At 37.9% G+C, this 19,992-nt stretch carries 18 protein-coding genes and 1 pseudogene; 7 read left to right on the forward strand and 12 right to left on the reverse strand.

What is annotated here, in order from left to right:
• Positions 1-418: 418 nt before the first annotated feature.
• Positions 419-652, forward strand: a complete 234-nt coding sequence (locus tag OR571_RS06725; protein WP_142540452.1) for a hypothetical protein — start codon at positions 419-421, stop codon at positions 650-652.
• Between the two features lie 26 nt (positions 653-678).
• On the opposite strand, the gene qoxD is transcribed toward OR571_RS06725, so the two are convergent.
• The 6 genes from qoxD to OR571_RS06755 all read right to left on the reverse strand — a co-directional run bounded on the left by qoxD (position 679) and on the right by OR571_RS06755 (position 5,744).
• Positions 679-960, reverse strand: coding sequence for a cytochrome aa3 quinol oxidase subunit IV (gene qoxD / locus OR571_RS06730; protein ID WP_142540451.1), 282 nt, complete (start codon positions 958-960; stop codon positions 679-681).
• Between the two features lies 1 nt (position 961).
• Positions 962-1,558 (reverse strand): cytochrome aa3 quinol oxidase subunit III, encoded by a 597-nt coding sequence (gene qoxC, locus OR571_RS06735; protein WP_282242076.1) that lies wholly within the window; start codon positions 1,556-1,558, stop codon positions 962-964.
• Positions 1,545-3,503 carry a cytochrome aa3 quinol oxidase subunit I gene (gene qoxB / locus OR571_RS06740; RefSeq protein WP_142540449.1) on the reverse strand — a complete coding sequence of 653 codons (1,959 nt, stop codon included), beginning with the start codon at positions 3,501-3,503 and terminating at the stop codon, positions 1,545-1,547. The genes qoxC and qoxB overlap by 14 nt, the downstream gene beginning before the upstream one ends.
• Before the next feature lie 56 nt (positions 3,504-3,559).
• Entirely contained in the window at positions 3,560-4,477 is a 918-nt protein-coding gene (qoxA, locus tag OR571_RS06745; protein ID WP_282242142.1) for a cytochrome aa3 quinol oxidase subunit II, read from the reverse strand.
• 261 nt (positions 4,478-4,738) lie between these two features.
• A complete protein-coding gene (locus tag OR571_RS06750; RefSeq protein WP_282242077.1) occupies positions 4,739-5,407 on the reverse strand; it encodes a hypothetical protein in 669 nt (222 codons plus the stop codon).
• Between the two features lie 115 nt (positions 5,408-5,522).
• Positions 5,523-5,744, reverse strand: coding sequence for a small, acid-soluble spore protein tlp (locus OR571_RS06755; RefSeq protein WP_282242078.1), 222 nt, complete (start codon positions 5,742-5,744; stop codon positions 5,523-5,525).
• A gap of 165 nt (positions 5,745-5,909) precedes the next feature.
• On the opposite strand from OR571_RS06755, the gene OR571_RS06760 reads away from it, so the two are divergent.
• The 3 genes from OR571_RS06760 to OR571_RS06770 all read left to right on the forward strand — a co-directional run bounded on the left by OR571_RS06760 (position 5,910) and on the right by OR571_RS06770 (position 7,714).
• Positions 5,910-6,170, forward strand: a complete 261-nt coding sequence (locus tag OR571_RS06760; protein ID WP_142540446.1) for a hypothetical protein — start codon at positions 5,910-5,912, stop codon at positions 6,168-6,170.
• Between the two features lie 245 nt (positions 6,171-6,415).
• On the forward strand, positions 6,416-6,700 hold the full coding sequence (locus OR571_RS06765) for a DUF3219 family protein (RefSeq protein WP_282242143.1): 285 nt from the start codon (positions 6,416-6,418) through the stop codon (positions 6,698-6,700).
• A gap of 18 nt (positions 6,701-6,718) precedes the next feature.
• Complete coding sequence (locus OR571_RS06770; protein ID WP_282242079.1) at positions 6,719-7,714, forward strand: LLM class flavin-dependent oxidoreductase; 996 nt, start codon at positions 6,719-6,721, stop codon at positions 7,712-7,714.
• A gap of 5 nt (positions 7,715-7,719) precedes the next feature.
• Here OR571_RS06770 and OR571_RS06775 read toward each other — a convergent pair whose 3' ends face one another.
• The 5 genes from OR571_RS06775 to OR571_RS06795 form a co-directional block, all read right to left on the reverse strand.
• Entirely contained in the window at positions 7,720-8,088 is a 369-nt protein-coding gene (locus OR571_RS06775) for a hypothetical protein (RefSeq protein WP_282242080.1), read from the reverse strand.
• Between the two features lie 125 nt (positions 8,089-8,213).
• Positions 8,214-10,076 (reverse strand): ABC transporter ATP-binding protein, encoded by a 1,863-nt coding sequence (locus OR571_RS06780; protein ID WP_282242081.1) that lies wholly within the window; start codon positions 10,074-10,076, stop codon positions 8,214-8,216.
• Entirely contained in the window at positions 10,073-11,797 is a 1,725-nt protein-coding gene (locus OR571_RS06785; protein ID WP_282242082.1) for an ABC transporter ATP-binding protein, read from the reverse strand. The genes OR571_RS06780 and OR571_RS06785 overlap by 4 nt, the downstream gene beginning before the upstream one ends.
• The gene (locus OR571_RS06790; protein WP_282242083.1) at positions 11,790-12,308 is read right to left on the reverse strand and encodes a MarR family winged helix-turn-helix transcriptional regulator; all 519 of its coding nucleotides are present in this window, start codon (positions 12,306-12,308) and stop codon (positions 11,790-11,792) included. The genes OR571_RS06785 and OR571_RS06790 overlap by 8 nt, the downstream gene beginning before the upstream one ends.
• A 744-nt stretch (positions 12,309-13,052) precedes the next feature.
• On the reverse strand, positions 13,053-13,355 hold the full coding sequence (locus tag OR571_RS06795) for a YunC family protein (protein WP_282242084.1): 303 nt from the start codon (positions 13,353-13,355) through the stop codon (positions 13,053-13,055).
• A 121-nt stretch (positions 13,356-13,476) separates the two neighbouring features.
• Between OR571_RS06795 and cax the strand changes: the two genes are divergently transcribed.
• The 3 genes and pseudogenes from cax to OR571_RS06810 all read left to right on the forward strand — a co-directional run bounded on the left by cax (position 13,477) and on the right by OR571_RS06810 (position 18,117).
• On the forward strand, positions 13,477-14,532 hold the full coding sequence (gene cax / locus OR571_RS06800; protein ID WP_282242085.1) for a calcium/proton exchanger: 1,056 nt from the start codon (positions 13,477-13,479) through the stop codon (positions 14,530-14,532).
• 78 nt (positions 14,533-14,610) lie between these two features.
• Positions 14,611-15,549 (forward strand): MBL fold metallo-hydrolase, encoded by a 939-nt coding sequence (locus OR571_RS06805; protein WP_282242086.1) that lies wholly within the window; start codon positions 14,611-14,613, stop codon positions 15,547-15,549.
• 527 nt (positions 15,550-16,076) lie between these two features.
• Positions 16,077-18,117 (forward strand): annotated as a pseudogene (locus tag OR571_RS06810) (Na+/H+ antiporter).
• Between the two features lie 46 nt (positions 18,118-18,163).
• Here the strand turns inward: OR571_RS06810 and OR571_RS06820 are convergent.
• Positions 18,164-19,978 (reverse strand): sulfatase family protein, encoded by a 1,815-nt coding sequence (locus OR571_RS06820; RefSeq protein ID WP_282242089.1) that lies wholly within the window; start codon positions 19,976-19,978, stop codon positions 18,164-18,166.
• Positions 19,979-19,992: the final 14 nt, after the last annotated feature.

Here is a 19,992-nt window from a genome sequence, read left to right on the forward strand (position 1 = left end):
GAGAAGTCCTTTTTCTACGCAGTTATTACATCTTCTTTATATTCTTCTCCATCTAAGTACGCTTGTTGTTTGGGCGAAGTAATGCTTAACATTTCCCTAATGGGTAGTAGCATGCTTTATTGGATTGAAGCGGAAGGGCGGCGACTCCAGCGGGATGAGTGAGACAGATAAGCCATCACATCGTATGCGTAGCGTCGGTGATGGCTTATCGCTCACCCCGCGGAAAGCGTCCGCCCTGCAGCGGAAATCCTAGCAGATACTTCATTCAACTCACTACCGCGCAGTTTCCCTATATTACGAAAGATATAACGTGGTTTCTTTATTTGTGGAAAGAAAAATATGTGACGAAAAAACAAAAATTATTTGACAATATTGTGAACAAGATGAATAATATATATATAAAGAGAGGATGAGTGAAATGGAATCGAACGTGAAAATGTTTCATGCTACAAAATATGTAGGAGCAACAGTGCTCACTATTGGAATTGCCATTTTCTTATACGGGGTTTTTGTAAGCGAATACAGTACAATGATGGGGATCGGTATTGGGACAGTAATGGGGGCTGTTTTTACTTTCTTAATAGGTATGTTTTTGGTAGCATCTGAAGAAATGATTGCGAACTCTAGAAAATGTAAAAAAGAGAGCGCCTGAAAAGACGCTCTCTTTTAATTCGTTATTTACATATCCCAAACCAGTATTAATAGTGTACCAAAAATGGTGACGAGCGCAATGATTAAACCGTAATATACGTTTGTATAGATCGATTTTTTGTCATCAGTCTCACCAGCATGCATGAATACAACTAGTTGAAGACCAGCTTGGATAAATGCAGTTACTAGAAGAATTGTCATACCAATCGGAAATGACATATCTGTGAAATAAACTAACAAAGCAACTACTGTAAGAACCAATGAAAAGACAAAGCCCATTACTTGTTTAACAGGGAATAATTCTTTCATATTACATCATTCCTTTCAAGTAGATGAAGCTAAAGATGAAAATCCAAATGACATCTAAGAAATGCCAATAAAGCGAAAAGATGAAAGATTTATTGGTAGTCTCAGGAGTCAATCCACGTTTTTTAATTTGAATAAGGATAGCTAATCCCCAAAACAAACCAAATGTTACGTGCAATCCATGTGTCCCTAATGTAGTTAACAGGGCTGCAGTGAATGCACTAGTTTGTAGTGTTGCGCCCACATGATTATAGTGAACGAATTCAAATATTTCAAAGCCTAAGAACCCAGCACCAAGTAGTAGGGTGATTGAAAAGAAAACCATCATTGCTTTTTTGTTACCTAAACGCATAGCATGAATGCCAAGACCAATAACAAAACTACTTGTTAATAGTAAAATTGTTTCAACTAATACTGGTGTAATTTCAAAGATTTCTCCACCAGAAGGTCCATTGCCAATGCGATTTTCTAAAGTGAAATACATAGTGAACAGTGTTGCGAAAAGCATTATTTCTGCACCTAGGAAGATCCAAAAACCTAAAATTTTCAAGTTATTTTCTTCCGTACTATATTCAAGCGGAAGCGAGTTATCTATCTTCATTTTTTACACCTCGCAATTTTGCTTCAGTTTCTTCAATTTCCTCAACGGAGATATATCGACCATGGTCCTTCTCGAACGAACGATAAACCAGACAAACTAAAATACCGATTAATGTGACGATAGCAAGTGGCCATATGCTAAATACCATCGCAAATCCAAAGACGAAGAAAATACAACCTAGTATAAATGGCCAACCACTGTTATTTGGCATATGAATTTTTTCGTATTTACCTTTAAATAATTCATGTCCATTTTTCTTTGCATCCCAGAATCCTTGAGTTGATGCAACTTGTGGTGTAATAGCAAAGTTATATTCTGGTACTGGAGTATGAGTAGCCCATTCAAGTGAACGTGCATCCCAAGGGTCACTACCAATATCTCTAGAAGCATAACGAATACTATAGTAAATATTGTAGACAAGTAAAGCAAAACTGATTGCCATAATTCCTGCACCAATAAATGCAACCATATTTAACATACTAAAACCAGTCGATTCAGAGTATGTGTACATACGACGTGCTTGCCCATCTAATCCAGTAATATACATTGGAATAAAGGCTAAAACGAATCCAACTGACATTATCCATGCCGTCCATTTACCAATTCTTTCATTTAACATGAAACCAAACATTTTTGGCCAATAGAATGTAAGACCTGCAATCATAGCGTAAACTACTCCTGGAATAATTACGTTATGGAAGTGAGCTACTAAGAACATCGTATTATGATATTGGTAATCAGCTGCTGACATCGCAAGCATAACCCCAGTAACCCCACCTAATGTAAACAGTGGAATGAAGAGCATAGAATATAACATTGGCGTTGTAAATACAATTTTCCCTTTCCAAAGCGTGAATAGCCAGTTAAATATTTTAACTCCGGTTGGAATAGCTATCGCCATTGTTGTGATAGAGAAAATACTATTTGTGAATGCACCTTGACCCATTGTAAAGAAATGGTGAGTCCATACTAAAAATGAAAATACTGAAATGACTACCATAGAGGCAACCATTGACTTATAGCCATAAAGATTACGGCGTGCAAATGTAGAGATTATTTCACTGTATAGACCGAATGCCGGTAAGATCAAGATATATACTTCAGGATGTCCCCAAACCCAGAACAAGTTAGCCCAAAGCATATCCATACCACCATCGCCGGTTGTAAAGAAGTTTGTTCCAAACAATCGATCCATTGTTCCCATTGCAAGAAGTACTGTTAATACAGGGAAAGCAAAAACAACGATTACGTTTGCGATAAATGCAGACCATGTGAACATCGGCATTTTCATTAACTTCATACCAGGTGCTCTCATTTTAAGAATAGTCGTTATAAAGTTAATACCTGATATTAATGTACCCATACCAGCTATTTGGATAGCGATCATATAATAATTCGTACCTACGGATGGGCTGAATTCATTATTTGCAAGTGGGAAATAAGAAGTCCAACCTGCATCAGGTGATCCACCTACGATGAATGAGATGTTGAATAACCCCATCCCCATAAAGAATAGCCAAAAACTTAGTGCATTTAAGCGAGGAAATGCCACATCTCGAGCTCCGATTTGCAACGGAATAAGATAGTTAAAGAAAAACGTGATGAACGGCATCGCCATAAATAGGATCATAACAACCCCATGTGTTGTGAAAACTTCATTATAATGTTGCGATTCTAGAAATTTGTTATCAGGCATTGAAAGCTGATAACGCATCATTATTGCGTCTACTCCTCCGCGGAATAGCATAAGTAGTGCAACTAGTAAATACATAATACCGATTCGTTTATGATCTACTGTGGTAATCCATTCGCGCCAAAGGTATCCCCATTTTTTAAAATAGGTAATCCCTAAAACGATGGCAACCATTGTTAGACCAATACCAACCATGGATGCGTATATTAAAAAGCTTGGATGTGGTACTGCAAAACGATCAAAGAAATCCATACTTTTGTAACTCCTTTCGAAAATCTAGTGTTTGATACGATACTAAAACTTATTTATCAATGATGAGAATGATCTGATTCTTCATCAGAATGGTTAGAATCATGATTTTCATGTTCTGAGTGATCCATTTCAGAATCAGTGGAACCATGGTTATGTTCAGGAGCTGGTGCGAATTCTAAATGTGTTCCTGTATAAGTAGAACGTCCAAGATGTCCTGGTTCTAATAACTCTTCAAACTTTTCTTCTGTAAGAGGTTCAGCTGTTTCGTGAACTTCTTCTACCCATTCGTCAAAATCAGTTTGAGACATAGCTGTAACGTCAAATGTATTTTCAGCAAATCCGGCACCACTGAAGTTTGCGTTTCTTCCAACAAATTCACCTGGATTGTCTGCTGCTAAGTGTAAAGTTGTAACCATGTCAGCCATCGCATATTTTTGTCCACCTAGTTGCGGAATCCAAAAACTGGTGATTGGCCCATAAGAGTATAGTTTAAATTCAATCGCACGACCTGCAGGTATATATAAGTAATTAACTGTCTCGATACCCTCTTCAGGATAACTAAAATGCCATTTCCAGTTGGAAGAAGAAGCGTAAACAACTAACGGTTTTGTATCCTCATACCCTGCTGGAGTTGCCTCTACCTCGTAATTACTTTTAACTGAAACGAAAGAAAGGAAAATGACGATAACAATTGGAATACCAATACAGATTGCTTCTACAAGTGGGCTTCCTTCAATATGAGGAGGCTCGTAATCGTCCCTTTGATTAGAAGCACGATATTTTACTAACACGTATACTAATATTGCAAGTACCGCAATTACAATACCTGACATAAGCAAGATGGATAACATAATGTCATCAGCTTGCGTTTTTGCTTGAGGACCTTTTGGATCTAAAACTAATAATGGTTCACAACCAGTTAGCACAGTGGCTATAGTGAAAATCATCGTAAGTAAAGCCCATTTCACTTTCATTTTCATAGTTGTACCCCTTTCGATTATTTGAATTTATTAAACGTGTTACGAAGTGATCCGTATTCCGTTGCCTCTATCATATTTAGAACCACCCGTAATAACAACGTCTAAAAGGGGACTTCACAAAACGTTCATCTAGATTTCTATATAAATTCAACATTTGTTAACAAAGTTGTAACGAACGTCAAAAAGTTGTCACGCGTATGGATGAATATGTAAATGCAAAAAGAGCTTGGAAACAGTTCCAAGCTCTTTTCGTAATTAAAACATATGAGGAAATTGCCTGATGATTGCATGCGAAATCATATCGGACATTTCTAATGCTTCTGCTTCTATTTGGTCAAATACTTTAATATCTTCTTCATATTTTTTTTGAATCATGAATACTGCTTCTTTTTTTGTTAAAGCCAAATGAATATAAAACATCTTTTGTACTTCCTCTTTTGTTAAGTACGGGTTAATACTACTTAAAAATATTGCGATATCATCTGCATTTCGGTACCACTCTTTTTCTTTTTCATCTGCTTTTTTTGAATCGCCTTTAACAGCTGCCGTTACAAGTTCAGCAGCCAGCACTAGATGTTCTTTTATGAGCTCGGCATATCTATCTGCGAGCCGATCACCATAAAAAGGACGAATACAATTTCCTAAATCGGTAGCATTTTGTAAAAGTCGTGCTTGCACAGAGGGTAGATCAGGTAAGTTAAATACAATACTTGTTATGGTCATTCTGGTCCAATTGACATGCTCCAACCATAGAAGTCGGTTCATGCTTTCAAAGTCAACGGCTGCCTTACTCATATAGTAACCTTGTTGATAATTAGATGATTGGTTCAAAATGTATCGAACTGGTGCAGTATATTGTGAATATGGTGGTTTATATATAGGATTTTGGGGTAGGAAGTAAAAATCATTTGAGTAAAAGTGCATGCAAAGCTCACTCCTTTTTCATAGCTTACGTTAGTTTCATCTACAGTGTGATTATTCTAGTGTATTAAAAAAAGCCCAGTAATCCGAAAATTACTGGGCTCGTTCCTCTATCAGGTTAAATATATCCGTTTATACGTGATTTAGCCTCTGCAAGTATCTCTGCTCGTAAACCATCGATACTTTCTTCGCGTCGTTCATTTTTCCTCTTGATAGCAGCAAGTTCTTCACCATCTGCAAATTCCATGGCCATTTCTGCTGCTTCCTTATTACGAATCGTTTTCTTGAGCCTTTCTACGTTGTTAGCTGAATCATTTGGTCCGGGTTCATGTATAGACATTACTTTTTCCTCCTTTAATCATTGGTTAAGTCTAGTGTGCCCAAAGCCCTCAAAATTATTGAAGGATTAATTTTCAAGCTAATGGGTTTCCATGCATAAAAAGCTCCTATATCGCCATAGTAAAGACGTATTGAAATCTAGGAAAAGTTAAAGGAGGCACTTGCAATGGAAGATCATACACAAATGAGCTGGAAAGAGGATAATGTTATTGGTCAATTGCATAATTCTGTCGATAATGTCACGCTGGCTGTAGGTCAAGCTCTCACTCATCCGACTGAGCAGGCAATTCAAAATGCACAAAATATGATTGAACGTGCGGAGCGTTCTGTCACAATGGCCCTTGAGAGTAGAGGAGACTTGGGACCAATTAACATGCTTCAAGAACAATTGAACCAAGACAAAGAGAAATTAAATAGAATACATTAATAATGAAAAGTATAACGCCTATTATGGGGCTGTTCCGAAAGTCAAAATGGACTTAGGTATAGCTCCATTTTAATTTTTATTAATAATGGATTTCTTCAAATGGTTCTATTATTCCCATATTTTAAGCAAATAATTAGAGGTATCTTCCCTAAAGACATAGAATGATGAAGAAGTTCACATTGATGGTACACTTAAAAAGTATTAAATTGGGGGTATTTACCATGAACCGAAACCTAGAAGATACAATGATTAAAGAAATTGTATTAGATGATACAAATGTTAAGGTTAATCATTACGAATCAAAAAAAGTAAATGATTTACATCTAATTTCAATAGTTTTCAATGTTACAAGTGAGGATTATCACGATATAGCCGTACTACTTTATAAAGGTACGTTTGATGTAAAAGTACCTGCGCAAGATTTGTTTTTTAAAGGAAGCATACATCAGTATTCGACTTCCATTACAAATTTATACGAAAAAGGACAGGTTGGGGAGTATAAGCTGAGCTTACTGGAAGTTCCGAACTAAGAAAGGAGAGATATGACAATGAAGTTAAGTATATTAGATCAATCCCCGATTTCCGCCAATCAAACTGCGAAAGAAGCTTTAATTGAATCGATGGAGTTAGCAAAACTAGGGGAATCGTTAGGGTATACGCGCTATTGGATCACGGAGCATCATGATTTAACGGGGCTAGCAAGCTCTGCTCCAGAGGTAATGCTAGCTTATATTGGCGCGAATACAAACACCATTCGCATTGGCTCTGGTGCTGTTTTGTTGCCACATTATAAACCTTTCAAGGTAGCAGAAGTTTATAATACGCTTGCCACTCTATTTCCTAATCGCGTTGATGTTGGCCTAGGTCGTGCACCAGGTGGCTCTGCGGAAGCTACCAATGCTTTATCGGATAATTTCCTACAGAACGTATATAAAATGCCTAGTTTGGTGGAAGAGTTTCTTCATTTTCTAGACGAAGATTTTCCTGCTTGTCATGAATATTCGAAGATTTCTGCCTCACCAATTCCAGAAGTGTCACCAGTACCATGGCTTCTTGGAACGGGTAAAAAAAGTGCTCTGCTCGCTGCTGAAAATGGACTTTCTTACGCGTTCGGTCACTTTATGAGCGAAGAGGACGGAGCAGCTATTGTTAACCAATATTTAGATGCTTTCACACCTAGTAAAAAACGAAAAAAACCAGAAGTGATTGTAACAGTATCCGTTATTTGTGCAGAAACAAGTGAAAAGGCGGAAGAAATAGCGAAAAGCACACTCATTTGGGCATTGCAAAAAGCAAAAGGGGAAGGGAAGCAAGGAATTCCTTCTATAGAAGAGGCGAAGCAATACATAGTAAGTGACGTGGAAAAAGAGACGTTGAAAAGTATGAAAAAGAAACTAATAATCGGCAATCCGACTGAAGTAAAAGAAAAGCTGAGCGAATTACAAACGAATTATAAAGCAGACGAAATTATGTTGAATACCATAGCCTATTCTGCGAAAGATCGCTTTAATTCGTATAGACTGATAGCAGATGAAATACTGTAAAGCTGTTAAAGTACTTCCATTTCTTTGAGGACTGTATGAACTTGATGCTCTTCTAATTTGTCCGTTATTTCATCTATTAAGTGTTGAATAAACTCTTCTTCTTCAAAATCTTTTATATCTACTTCAAATTTATCCAATTCAATTTGAACGTCTGTACTCACATCTGAAGCTATTTCTACTAGCTCGGTGAAGAAAATCCAGTATCTATTTTCTTCAAATAGTTTTCCGTTAATATGGACGATTGTGGAGGACACTTTAGAGGAAGGGACGGAATAGCTATTTTTTATACGGATGAAAGTTTCATCATTATTTGCAACAAAGGTCATCTCTTCATATCCAATATCAAAGGCCTTTTTGAATTCTACTTTGTCCAAAACTATCCCTCCTAATTTATATAGTAAATATATTAATAGAGAAGGGAGATTATGACGGTCCATATATAATATAAAAAAGAGAGACAGCAAATAATCTACTGTCTCTCTTTTCGTGTATCTACTATTTAAATAGCTTTTTTGGTAGAAAACTGGCTATTATAAAGATCAGCATAGAAGCCGTCTTCTTTAATAAGTTCCTCATGTGTACCTTGTTCAATTACCATTCCTTGATTCATTACTAATATTAAATCTGCGTCTCTAATGGTAGAGAGGCGATGGGCGATGACAAAGCTTGTTCTTCCTTCCATTAAGCGATTCATCGCTTGTTGGATAAGTAATTCTGTTCGTGTGTCTACACTTGATGTTGCTTCATCCAAAATCATGATAGATGGATTTGCAAGAACGGCACGAGCAATTGTTAATAATTGTTTTTGTCCTTGCGAAATATTGGATGCTTCTTCATTTAAAATTGTATTGTAGCCTTCAGGTAAAGTACGGATAAAATGGTCAGCACGTGCCGTTTTTGCGGCTGCGAAGATTTCTTCATCTGTTGCTCCGTCTTTTCCAAATGCAATATTGTCTTTAATTGTCCCATTAAAGAGCCACGTATCTTGCAGTACCATTCCGAATGTTGTGCGTAGATCCGTTCGGGACATTTTTCTTGTGTCATGTCCATCAATAGTGATTTTCCCATTGTTTAATTCATAAAATCTCATCAATAAATTAATCAACGTTGTCTTACCAGCCCCAGTAGGTCCGACAATTGCTACCGTTTGACCTGGTAATACATCAATATTCATATCCTTGATTAATAGTTCATCTCCATAACCAAAGTCCACATGTTCAAATGTAACTGCACCTGCTGCTTTAGATAAACTTTCTGTTGTCACTTCTTTTTCTTCTTCCTCTTCATCAAGTAATTCAAAAACCCGTTCAGCAGCTGCAATAGTTGATTGTATAATATTAGCGATATTAGCCGTTTGCATAACTGGCTGTGTGAACTGACGAGTATAAGTAATGAAAGCTTGGATGTCACCAATTGAAATAGCGCGCTGTGTAACTAATATCCCACCAACAACACTAATCACGACATAGCTTAAATTCCCGATAAAAGACATCATCGGCATAATAATGCCCGATATAAATTGCGCTCTGCGACCGGCATCATATAATTGTTCATTTACTTCATCGAACTCAGCGACTGCTTTTTTCTCGTGACCGAACACTTTAACTACTTGGTGCCCAGTATACATTTCTTCAATGTGTCCATTCAGTTGTCCGAGTGTTCGTTGTTGATCGGCAAAATGCTTTTGTGATCTTTTTAAGATTGGTTGAATGACGAACATCGATACTGGTAAACTTACAATCGATATTAAAGTTAATATTGGACTAATGGTTAGCATCATAATGATTATACCTACAATAGTTACCACCGAAGTGATAAATTGCGTTAAGCTTTGCTGAAGCGTGTTTCCGATTGTATCTAAATCGTTCGTAACACGGCTCAACGTTTCCCCATTTGGTCGACCATCGTAATATTTAAGTGGAAGTCTTTCTAGTTTTCCATTTACTTCTTCCCTCAAATCATAAACCGTTTTTTGAGCAACGCTTGACATAATATACTGCTGAATATACGTAAACAAGCTACTGATCACATACAAAGCGGCTAGGAGTAGGAGAAGTTTTGCGATCGCTTCAAAATCGATTGCGGCTCCTGGAACACCGGTCATTTTTGCGTATGCACCTTCGAATAGTTCTGTAATTGCATTCCCCATAATTTTAGGACCGACAATGGCAAAGACGGTACTCAAAATAGCGGCGATAAACACGGCGATTAATTGATTGCTCCGAGGTTTTAAGTAAGTCAGAAGGCGTCGTAAAGTACCTTTAAAGTTTTTCGCTTTTTGTCCGCCCATCATCATCATATTTCCTCCGCCAGGTCCTGTTGGATGTCCGCCTTGAGATGTCGATTTTTTGGGTTTACTCATGCGATTTCCTCCTCTCTTAGCTGGGATTCTACGATTTCTTGGTAAACAGTATTATGTTCCAATAATTCTTTATGTGTACCAATTCCTGCAATTTCTCCTTTATCTAAAACGATAATTTGATCTGCGTCTGCAACCGTGCTTACTCGTTGGGCTACAATGACGACCGTTGCATTTTTCGTTTCCTCTTTTAGCGCTTCTCTTAAGTTTGCATCTGTTTTGAAATCGAGTGCTGAAAAGCTATCATCGAAAATGTAAATATCCGGTTTTCGTACAAGTGCTCTTGCAATGGACAGACGTTGTTTTTGTCCACCAGATACATTGGAACCACCTTGTGAAATAACCGAGTCATATCCTTTTTCCATTTTGCCAATAAAATCTTCTGCTTGAGCAATGCGAGCAGCATGTTCCACTTCTTCGTCAGTTGCATCTTGTTTTCCAAAAAGAATATTTTCTTTAATCGTTCCGGAAAAAAGCAGTGCCTTTTGAGGAACGAATCCGATTTTCGAACGAATCTCTTCTTGAGAGGTCTCTCGAATATCGACACCATTTACACGAATGGTTCCATCTGTTACCTCATAAAAACGTGGAATCAAATTCACGAGCGTTGATTTCCCAGCACCTGTTCCTCCAATAATTGCTGTAATTTCCCCAGCTTTAGCTTGAAACGTAATATTAGATAATGCGGATTCTTCTGCTCCAGGGTAGCTAAAAAATACATGATCAAATTCAAGTGTTCCTCTTTCTTTATTTGCTAGTTTCGTTCCTTCGTTTATAGAGGTTGGTTTTCTATTCAGTACTTCATTAATCCGGTTTGCAGATACTGCGGCACGAGGAATCATAATGAACATCATAGAAGCCATCACAAGTGCGAACATAATTTGCATAACGTATTGTATAAACGCCATTAAATCACCGATCTCCATAGATCCGCCATTAATACGCATGCCACCAAACCAAATGATTAATACTACGGTGATGTTCATAACAAGCATCATAACCGGCATTAAAATGGCCATAACTTTATTTACTTTAATAGAAACATCGGTCAATTCTTTGTTTGCTTTTTGAAGTCGAACTTTTTCTTGTTTTTCGCGATTAAAAGCACGAATTACTCGGATACCAGTTAAATTTTCACGTAATACAAGATTTAACTGATCTAATTTTGTCTGTACTGTTTTGAAGAGCGGTACACCTTTATACATAATTAATAACACTGCACCAACTAACACAGGCATTGTAAGTACTATGACAAGCGATAATTTAGCATCTTTTGAGACAGCCATAATGATCCCACCAACCAACATGATAGGCGCGCTAACGACCATACGTAGCATCATGATAACTACTTGTTGCACTTGCGTTATATCATTAGTCGTTCTTGTAATAAGAGAAGCTGTACCAAACTCATCGAAATCTTGAAGAGAAAATTGTTCTACATGCTTGAATACTTTACGGCGAATATTCTTACCAAAACCCATTGCAGCTTTAGAGGAGTAGAAGCTTGCTGCAATGGATGCAACCGCCCCAATCGCCGCAACTAAAAGCATGATTCCACCGATTTTCCAAATATAAGGTGTATCGCCAACTACTACCCCTTTATCGATAATATCCGCCATAAGGGTGGGTAAATAAAGGTCAGCCATGGATTGGATAAAAACTAATCCTATTACGGCGAGAACAATCCACTTATACACCGTTAAGTTTTTCAATAGTTTAATCATCTGGGTTGTTCTCCTTTGAAATAGTTTCACTATCTAAAAAATCAGCGATATGAAGCAGTGTTGTTTGAAATTCCTCAAATTGCTGTTCTGTAAGTGTATCCATAATGGATTCAATCGTACGATGAATACTCCCTTTTTGTTGACTTATTTTATCAAACAAGCTGTTTCCTTTTTCACTGAGTATTAATTGCATTTCACGTCGATTGTCCGGAACAGGCTGTCTATGTAGCCATTCGGTTTGTACAAGTCCGTCGACTGCAGTGCTTAATGTACTTTTGGGAATTTGTAGTACTTCACCTAATTGCTTTTGCGTCATTTCTTTACGTGGCGCAATGGTCATAAGGATGGAATATTGCGGAATAGATAAATCATTTTCTAGTGCGGTTTTATGTATAAACCGCATCATGTTTCTATTTACACGCCAAAAAGTATGCAAGAATTGTGAAGATCTACTATCAGGGGGAATATTACAATTCACTGTTATCGCTCCGTTCTTTTTAGAATTGTTCATTTGTGAACAGTTCTCTAATGCTTAACAAATTTACTCCTTTTTTCGATGAGAGTCAACTAGGAAGGGGGGCTTTTCAAAAAAATAAGCTGGATAAAAAGTAGTTGAAAGCTACCAGTTGATAGAAAATCAAGTTTTCTTGAATTGAGACCATTATAGAGATAGTGCGTCGTAAAGAGTTGTATGAAGTATCTGCTTGGATTTCCGCTACAGGGCGGACGCTTTCCACGGGCGTTGCCTCAGCCGCTTCCTTATCAGTGCCGACTCACTAAAATCCCAACATTGTACAGTTTTCAATGCAGAGATTTACTCAGTAAATGGATTAGAGCAATGAATTACTCCTTGTAAGCAACCAATTATATTCTGTAAGCAATCAACTGATCGACGAAAGCAACCATTTCTCAAAGAGGGCTCACTTGTTGTGAGACGCTGATTTCTTTATGCAATATTGTATATTTTAGAGGATAATTGCGATGTTTATCGGACAATCTTATCTAGATACACACATGTGAAAACTTTTTGCCGTAGCACGCCAAAGCCGCATGAGCCGAAGTCATGAGACCCACTCGGACGAAGCACGAATTGGCTCATGCGAGGTGCGGCAAGTGCGAAGGCTCAGTGGCTATTTCTTACCACGAAGTATCTCTATGTAGTACAGTCAAGTCAAATTTACACTCTTCCTACTAATTCAACGTACACAAAAAAGAAGCTAACCATATAAAAATGGCTAGCTCGTTTGTTTTTAAATTAAATCATTTTCAGAAGTGCTTCTTTACCAATCATACCTTTGGTGATCCCACGTTCTTCTGCTTCAAAAGTGATGGATTCCAAAGGAGCATTAAGAAGTTGTTCAATTGTTTTTACGCCTACTGCTCTTCCAGCAAGTACTTTCCTATCCTTTAGTTTCTCGTTCAACAATGCAACGTCAAGGGCACCACACATGATATATCCTTTGTCGTTTGATACGACAAGTAAATTCGTCTTTGGTAGCTCTACAGAAATCGATAAAAACGTATGCCCTTCAATGTTGATAGGTTCCAAATTAATCATTAAAACTCATCACTCCTTTTCTTCTCCTTATAGGTTATGTAAGTGAATGGAAAAGGGTTTCTTCTTTATTATATTAGGGAAAGATAAATTAGAAATGCATTAATTTGAAGAGGTGTTTTTAGTGAACAAATTATTAGCCGTTCTTGTCTTTGTTGGTGTTCCAATTGTCCTTATAGGAGCTTTTTTAGATTGGCCAAAGATGATTATGTTCTTTCTTTGCTGTTTAAGTATTATTGGGCTTTCGGGATATATAGGTCGAGCAACGGAAAGTTTAGCGATTGTGAGTGGGCCAAGGGTTGGTGGGTTATTGAACGCAACTTTTGGTAACGCAGTTGAATTGATTATTTCCATATTTACATTAAAAGCCGGAATGGTTGGGATTGTGTTGGCGTCGCTAACGGGTTCGGTTCTCGGTAACTTGCTGCTTGTGCTTGGATTATCGTTTTTTGCTGGTGGTATTAAGTTTAAACGTCAAAAATTTAGTGTGCATAGCGCAAGGTACAATTCAGGATTGCTTATTTTCGCTGTTATTGTGGCATTTGTTATTCCGGAAGTTTTCTCTATGACCATGAATACTGAGCAAACAGTAAGCTTAAGTATTGGTATTGCTATTATTTTAATCGCGCTTTATCTTGCTGGACTATTTTTTAAACTTGTCACACATCGAGGTGTGTTCTCGTCTACTGATGAACCGGAAACAGAAGAAACAGAAGTACCAGAGTGGACAAAAGGAAAATCTATTCTAATTCTTCTATTGGCAACGGTAGCAGTTGCTTTTGTGTCGGAGCAATTAGTTCATACATTTGAAATGCTCGGATCAAAATTTGGATGGACGGAGTTGTTTATAGGTGTCATTGTCGTAGCGATTGTTGGAAATGCTGCAGAGCATGTTTCCGCTATTACGATGGCTATGAAAAATAAAATGGAAGTGTCTGTGGAAATAGCGGTTGGTTCGACGCTGCAAGTTGCTATGTTTGTGGCACCAGTACTTGTAATTGTATCTCTTTTTATGCCTCAAACGATGGCACTAGTGTTTACGTGGCCAGAGCTTGTCGCAATGGTTACAGCCGCACTTTTAGTTATTAATGTTTCCAGTGATGGTGAATCGAATTGGTTTGAAGGACTGCTGCTATTTGCAGCGTATATTATCATGGGGATTGGTTTTTATCTTCTTTAATTATGGAGAAAGAAAATGATAAGATAGTAAGTGACAGAATATTCAATAGACAGAACACTTACTTAGGGGGAATACGTAATGACACAATCGATTCCGATTCAATTAAATGATAGAATCCATCTAATCGATGGGCATGACTTAGGGGTAACAGAACGGACAGGCATATATGTCATTCAAGAAGAGGAACTAACAATTGTAGAAACGAGTGCTAGCCCGTCTATCAAGTATGTAAAAGAAGGGTTAAAGGTATTAGGGATATCTTTAGATGAAGTGAAGTATATCATCGTTACACATATACATCTGGATCACGCAGGGGGAGCTGGATTATTAATGCAAGATTGCCCGAATGCTAAAGTGGTAGTACACCCAAAAGGTGCGAGACATTTAGCAGATCCATCTAGACTTATTACTGGCGCGAAGGCTGTATATGGCGATAAGTTTTCGGGCTTATTCGAACCGATACTTCCTATAGCAGAAGAGCGACTGATTGTTAAAGGAGAAGGAGAGACGTTGGAAATCGGACCAAATTGTCAATTGCTATTTTTAGATACACCTGGTCATGCAAATCACCATTTCAGTATTTATGATCCGATTAGTAATGGCATGTTCACTGGAGATACGGTTGGGGTACGATATCCACAATTGGTACCAGATAATGTTCATTTGTTTCTACCTTCCACTTCTCCAAATCAGTTTAACCCAGATGCGATGCAAAGAGCGATGGATGGAATGGAGGAAATGCAGCTCGATACCATTTATTTTGGACATTATGGGATGACGAATGATCCGGCAGAAGTATTTCGTCAAGTTTCTACTTGGTTAAAGGTTTATGTGGATGAAGCAAAAACGGTATATGCAGAGCAAAAGGGATATGAGGTTCTTGCTGAGCGTTTAGAAAGCTTAGTGAGGGAACATCTAAGAGGATTGGGTATTCCTGATGATCATGAGGTATATAGCATCCTGCAGTTAGATATAGAAGTTAGTGCAATGGGATTGTTGGACTATTTATCAAAATAAGGTGAACCTTCAATCAATGGGGGATTTTTCGACGCACATGACGAGCTAGTGGGGACGTTGCGACATGACGTCGCGCTTTTAGTCCCCGTCATCCCCCGCTGATTGTAGTTGTGTCCCAACACGATGTTGCGTACTTAGTCTGGAATCATTTCATCGGGCGCATGCCAGCGGTTGATCTCCCACTTATCTTTTCGCTTTTCTTCAATCATGAAGTGGGAGTCTCACTGCCCGTTAATGCGGGATAAACTTATAAACAGATCTGCACCTCAAAATACATACAGGATGTGTATTGGAGGTGCAGATTTGTTTTGACTAATATTACTTGCACTTATATGCATCGTAGCGATACAATCCTATCTAAGTCTGTTCTCCAGGCAATCCAAAAGCAGCTCCAATTCAAACTAGTCTATAGACAATGTAAATAGCCATCACATCAACTAATTTATAGAGACAAAATCCCTAGTATTTGTATTCCTTTAAAAACAGTTTTACACTTATTAATAGAACATATAGAAAGGAGATAGATGATGGAATTTTTAATGATTATCCTACTCTTGTTAGCCATTATTGGGCTTTCTAATTTTATAAATCATTTCATGCCATACATACCAGTCCCACTAATTCAAATTGCACTCGGTGTATTGCTTGCGGCTTTGCCGTTAGGAATACATGTTCCAATGGAGCCAGAGTTATTTTTTATCCTATTTATCGCTCCTCTTCTATTTTATGATGGAAAAAATGTGTCGAGGAAAGCTCTTTGGAAATTGCGAAAGCCTATTTTATTACTAGCACTTGGACTCGTATTTTTGACCGTAGTTGTTATTGGGTATTTAATCCAGTGGTTAATTCCTTCGATTCCGCTTTCGGCGGCTTTTGCACTTGCGGCTATTTTATCGCCAACAGATGTCGTGGCGGTTGGAGCTATTTCGAGTCGAGTCAAGATGCCGAAAACGATTATGCATGTGCTAGAAGGCGAGGGGCTTATGAATGACGCCTCTGGATTGGTTGCCTTTAAATTTGCAGTTGCAGCAACGGTAACCGGTGTTTTTTCGCTTGCAGAAGCAAGCTGGAGCTTTTTATTGATCGCAATCGGAGGATTTGTTGGGGGAGCATTGCTTGCTTTTATCATTATTCGATTGAAAGTATTTATCCGACGTTTAGGTATGGAAGATGTCACACTTCACATGCTTATCCAATTATTGACACCGTTTATCATTTTTTATGTAATTGAACATTTTCATCTTTCAGGTATTTTATCAGTTGTAGCAGCTGGTATCGTGCACGCAATTTATCGAGATAGAGAGCAATCACCGAATGTACAATTACAGATTGTGTCGAAAAGTACATGGACCATTCTTATTTATATTTTGAATGGACTTGTATTTGTACTATTAGGGCTACAAATTCCAAGTGTTTCTCGAGAAATTTTTGAAAGTCCTTTGTTCAATAATTTTGAAGTGATTACATATATTTTGATCATTACTGCTTCTCTTTTACTATTACGTTTTGTTTGGATATTTGCAGGATGGTGGGGCGGATGGCTGCTTAAAGCAGAGCAATTACCAAAGCCGTCTCTGCGATATATTAGCATTACGACCATTTCTGGTGTACGAGGTGCTGTAACACTCGCTGGTGCTTTTACGATTCCGTACTTTTTAGCTAATGGTGATGTATTTCCAGAACGTTCATTAATTATTTTCATCGCAGCAGGTGTAATTTTAGTGACACTTATCTTGGCAAGTATTTTCTTGCCTATTATTGCAAAAACAGAAAAAGGGAACACAGAAAAGCTGAAAGAAGAAATGGAAAGAAAAGCAATCCTTCTATCGATGGATGCTGCGATTAAGACGATGCGTGAACTAACTACTGACGAAAACAGAGGATCAGCTGTTTCCATTATCTCGCACTATAATAAAGTTCGTAATGATCTGATTTATTTAAGTGAGGAAGAGAGTGCTCGAAGGAAAGCATTAGAAACCGAAACTCGTTTGAAAGCATTAGAAATAGAAATAAATTATATAGAAAAGTTGCAAACAAATGAGCAAATCAATCGGGAGTCACTGTATTTATTGGAAGAGCATATCCATCGAATGCGTGTTGCTGTTACAAACCGCTTACTATATAGAGGATTATTCATATGGACAATGGTTAAAACGAGGGATTATTTAATTTAGCAAGCTTGTTTAAGTCAAGAAAACACAACTCCTTTAGAGCTCGATTGAAAAAAACAAAAAAGTAGCCATGCTTAAAATGGAAATGGCGCAAGCGGCGATTGCTTATTTGAAAGAAACAATGAATCCTGAAAATGAAGCAATCAATGAAGTGATTATCGGTGAGTACAATGAAATGATCATAAAGTTTAAATTAGCACGTAAAGGAGCCGACTCAAGTAAATATATTCGCGAGCAGCGAGAGTTGAGAGACAAAGCCTTTCAAGCGGAGCGTGATGAGATCCAAAGCTTATATGAAACAGGTGAAGTTTCCATTGATATTATGAGGAAAATTCGCAGGCAGATTAATATTAGAGAAGCATATTGGATGGAAGAAAACAGTGTACAATCCCATTAAAAAAACAATCTCCCGCCTTACTTAAATGTATGGCGGGAGATTGCTTTTATTTGTTTTGGCAATTTGGTTGACCTGGTACTAGTCCATTTCTAGGTTGTAATCTTTTTTGTTTGCATTGTTCCTCTAATAACTTTTTCATGAGTTTTTCAATATAATCTATTTCATCATTTTTAGGGGAAAGGGGAGATAAATTTTCTATTTCAAGCGGATCTTTCGTCAAATTATACAATTCATATTCTTCTGGGACAGGACGGGTTTTGGTAGTTATTTTAGAAACGGATATACTGATTGTTTCATCAATAGGAATTTGGCTTTTAATCTCGGTTGTTTGATCTTCTAATCCAGGGTTGCTCCAAAATTGTGGATTGTCAAAGTAACGAGTGAACTTCCATATTTCATACGTATTGTTATTACCAGTTGGAAGACGGGCAATAACTGCTTCAAGATGGTTAGGCTGTGTTACAGATTGATAAGGCTCGCCTGAGAAGCTAACTTGGTTTAAGCCTCTTGTGACATCATCGTCTGACATAAAATAGACTGGATCATGTACTTGATGAGATTTATCTTTGTCATACACAACAGGTGTAAGATCACGTCCTACAAGTGGATGAACTTCGGTATGATCTTGCTTAAGTTCTTTTGCAATCTTATGCACATCAATGTTAGCAAGCCCAAGTAGTGTGGGAAGAATGTCCACGTGACTTGTTAACATATCCGCTGTTCTGCGCTCAGAAAATAACTTGGGACTATGAACAATAAAAGGGACATGAATCGTTTCTTCGTAGGCGTTATACCATTTTTGGAACAATCCTCCGTGTGCTCCTAACAAATCGCCGTGATCCGAAGTGAAGATAACGATCGTATTGTCGTAAAACTTAGATTCTTGTAATGCCCTAAAAACTTTAGACATCTCATCATCTACTTGCTTGTGCAACGAAAAATATAGCTGTCGATAAACTAGTGTATCTCTAGTAGGCTGAAAGGTTTTTGGGTAGGTTTCTTTATAGCTTTCTTGTGCAGCTGGTTTTGTAAGTAGTGACTCATTCGTAGTAGGAGCAGGTGGAATGAATGGAACAGATGGATCTATGTCAAAGTTAAACAAGGGAGAAACCTCTGTTAGATCTCCATACAAAGCGATATCATGCGGATTAATAAAGGAAGAAACAATTAACCACGGTTTGGTATTTGCTTTCGGGCTGTTTTTTTCGAGTGAGGAGATGAGATTAACCACTTCTCTTGCGTATACTTCATCACGTCCTTTCGTACCAATTTGAGCAGAAGAACCAGAATTTCTTGGATTTGTCCCATGTGGTTCTGGTCCAAGCCATCCTGAAAAGCCAAATTCATCAAGGCGATCTGCTTCTAAATAGAATTCTTCATTTGTAGTGTTAGGAACACCGGTTGCGGGATGATAACTTGGCATGGCATTTTGTGTACCAGGTATTAAGATATCTTGATGGGAAGCATGCCATTTTCCTTTCCAAAAGGTGTCGTAGCCGGCTGCACGAAAATAATCTCCGATAGTAGGGACGCTATTTGGATCAAGCCAAAAAATGTCTGGTTCAGAAGCATTAGCAGCACCTCCAGTTGTTTTAGTTACCCCATGAAGAGATGGATACTGCCCTGTGTATAAAGTTGTTCTACTCGGTGAGCAGGCAGTACTTCCGATATAGTGATGAAGAAATTCCAAACCGTTATCACGCAATAATTCTTGTGTCCTTAAATTTTCTTTCCGCCACTTTTTTAGCGCATCATTTTCATAAACAGTTGGAAAGCGTTGCTCGTCTACTAGGAATATGAGGAAATTAGGTTTTCGTTCACACGAATTTATGTCTGACCATTTCGTGTCTTTATCCTCCAAAATTTATCATCTCC

It is taken from the genome of Psychrobacillus sp. NEAU-3TGS (assembly GCF_029955155.1).
In the GTDB taxonomy this organism is placed as follows: domain Bacteria; phylum Bacillota; class Bacilli; order Bacillales_A; family Planococcaceae; genus Psychrobacillus.

Coding starts and splice junctions, on each gene's coding strand:
- OR571_RS06790 (WP_282242083.1), bottom strand. CDS start 12,308: ATGAACAATTCTAAAAAGAACGGAGCGATAACAGTGAATTGTAATATT.
- OR571_RS06770 (WP_282242079.1), top strand. CDS start 6,719: ATGAAGTTAAGTATATTAGATCAATCCCCGATTTCCGCCAATCAAACT.
- OR571_RS06780 (WP_282242081.1), bottom strand. CDS start 10,076: ATGAGTAAACCCAAAAAATCGACATCTCAAGGCGGACATCCAACAGGA.
- qoxC (WP_282242076.1), bottom strand. CDS start 1,558: ATGAAGATAGATAACTCGCTTCCGCTTGAATATAGTACGGAAGAAAAT.
- OR571_RS06785 (WP_282242082.1), bottom strand. CDS start 11,797: ATGATTAAACTATTGAAAAACTTAACGGTGTATAAGTGGATTGTTCTC.
- OR571_RS06755 (WP_282242078.1), bottom strand. CDS start 5,744: ATGTCTATACATGAACCCGGACCAAATGATTCAGCTAACAACGTAGAA.
- OR571_RS06765 (WP_282242143.1), top strand. CDS start 6,416: ATGATTAAAGAAATTGTATTAGATGATACAAATGTTAAGGTTAATCAT.
- OR571_RS06750 (WP_282242077.1), bottom strand. CDS start 5,407: ATGCACTTTTACTCAAATGATTTTTACTTCCTACCCCAAAATCCTATA.
- OR571_RS06805 (WP_282242086.1), top strand. CDS start 14,611: ATGACACAATCGATTCCGATTCAATTAAATGATAGAATCCATCTAATC.
- qoxA (WP_282242142.1), bottom strand. CDS start 4,477: ATGAAAGTGAAATGGGCTTTACTTACGATGATTTTCACTATAGCCACT.
- OR571_RS06795 (WP_282242084.1), bottom strand. CDS start 13,355: ATGATTAATTTGGAACCTATCAACATTGAAGGGCATACGTTTTTATCG.
- OR571_RS06725 (WP_142540452.1), top strand. CDS start 419: ATGGAATCGAACGTGAAAATGTTTCATGCTACAAAATATGTAGGAGCA.
- OR571_RS06760 (WP_142540446.1), top strand. CDS start 5,910: ATGGAAGATCATACACAAATGAGCTGGAAAGAGGATAATGTTATTGGT.
- qoxB (WP_142540449.1), bottom strand. CDS start 3,503: ATGGATTTCTTTGATCGTTTTGCAGTACCACATCCAAGCTTTTTAATA.
- qoxD (WP_142540451.1), bottom strand. CDS start 960: ATGAAAGAATTATTCCCTGTTAAACAAGTAATGGGCTTTGTCTTTTCA.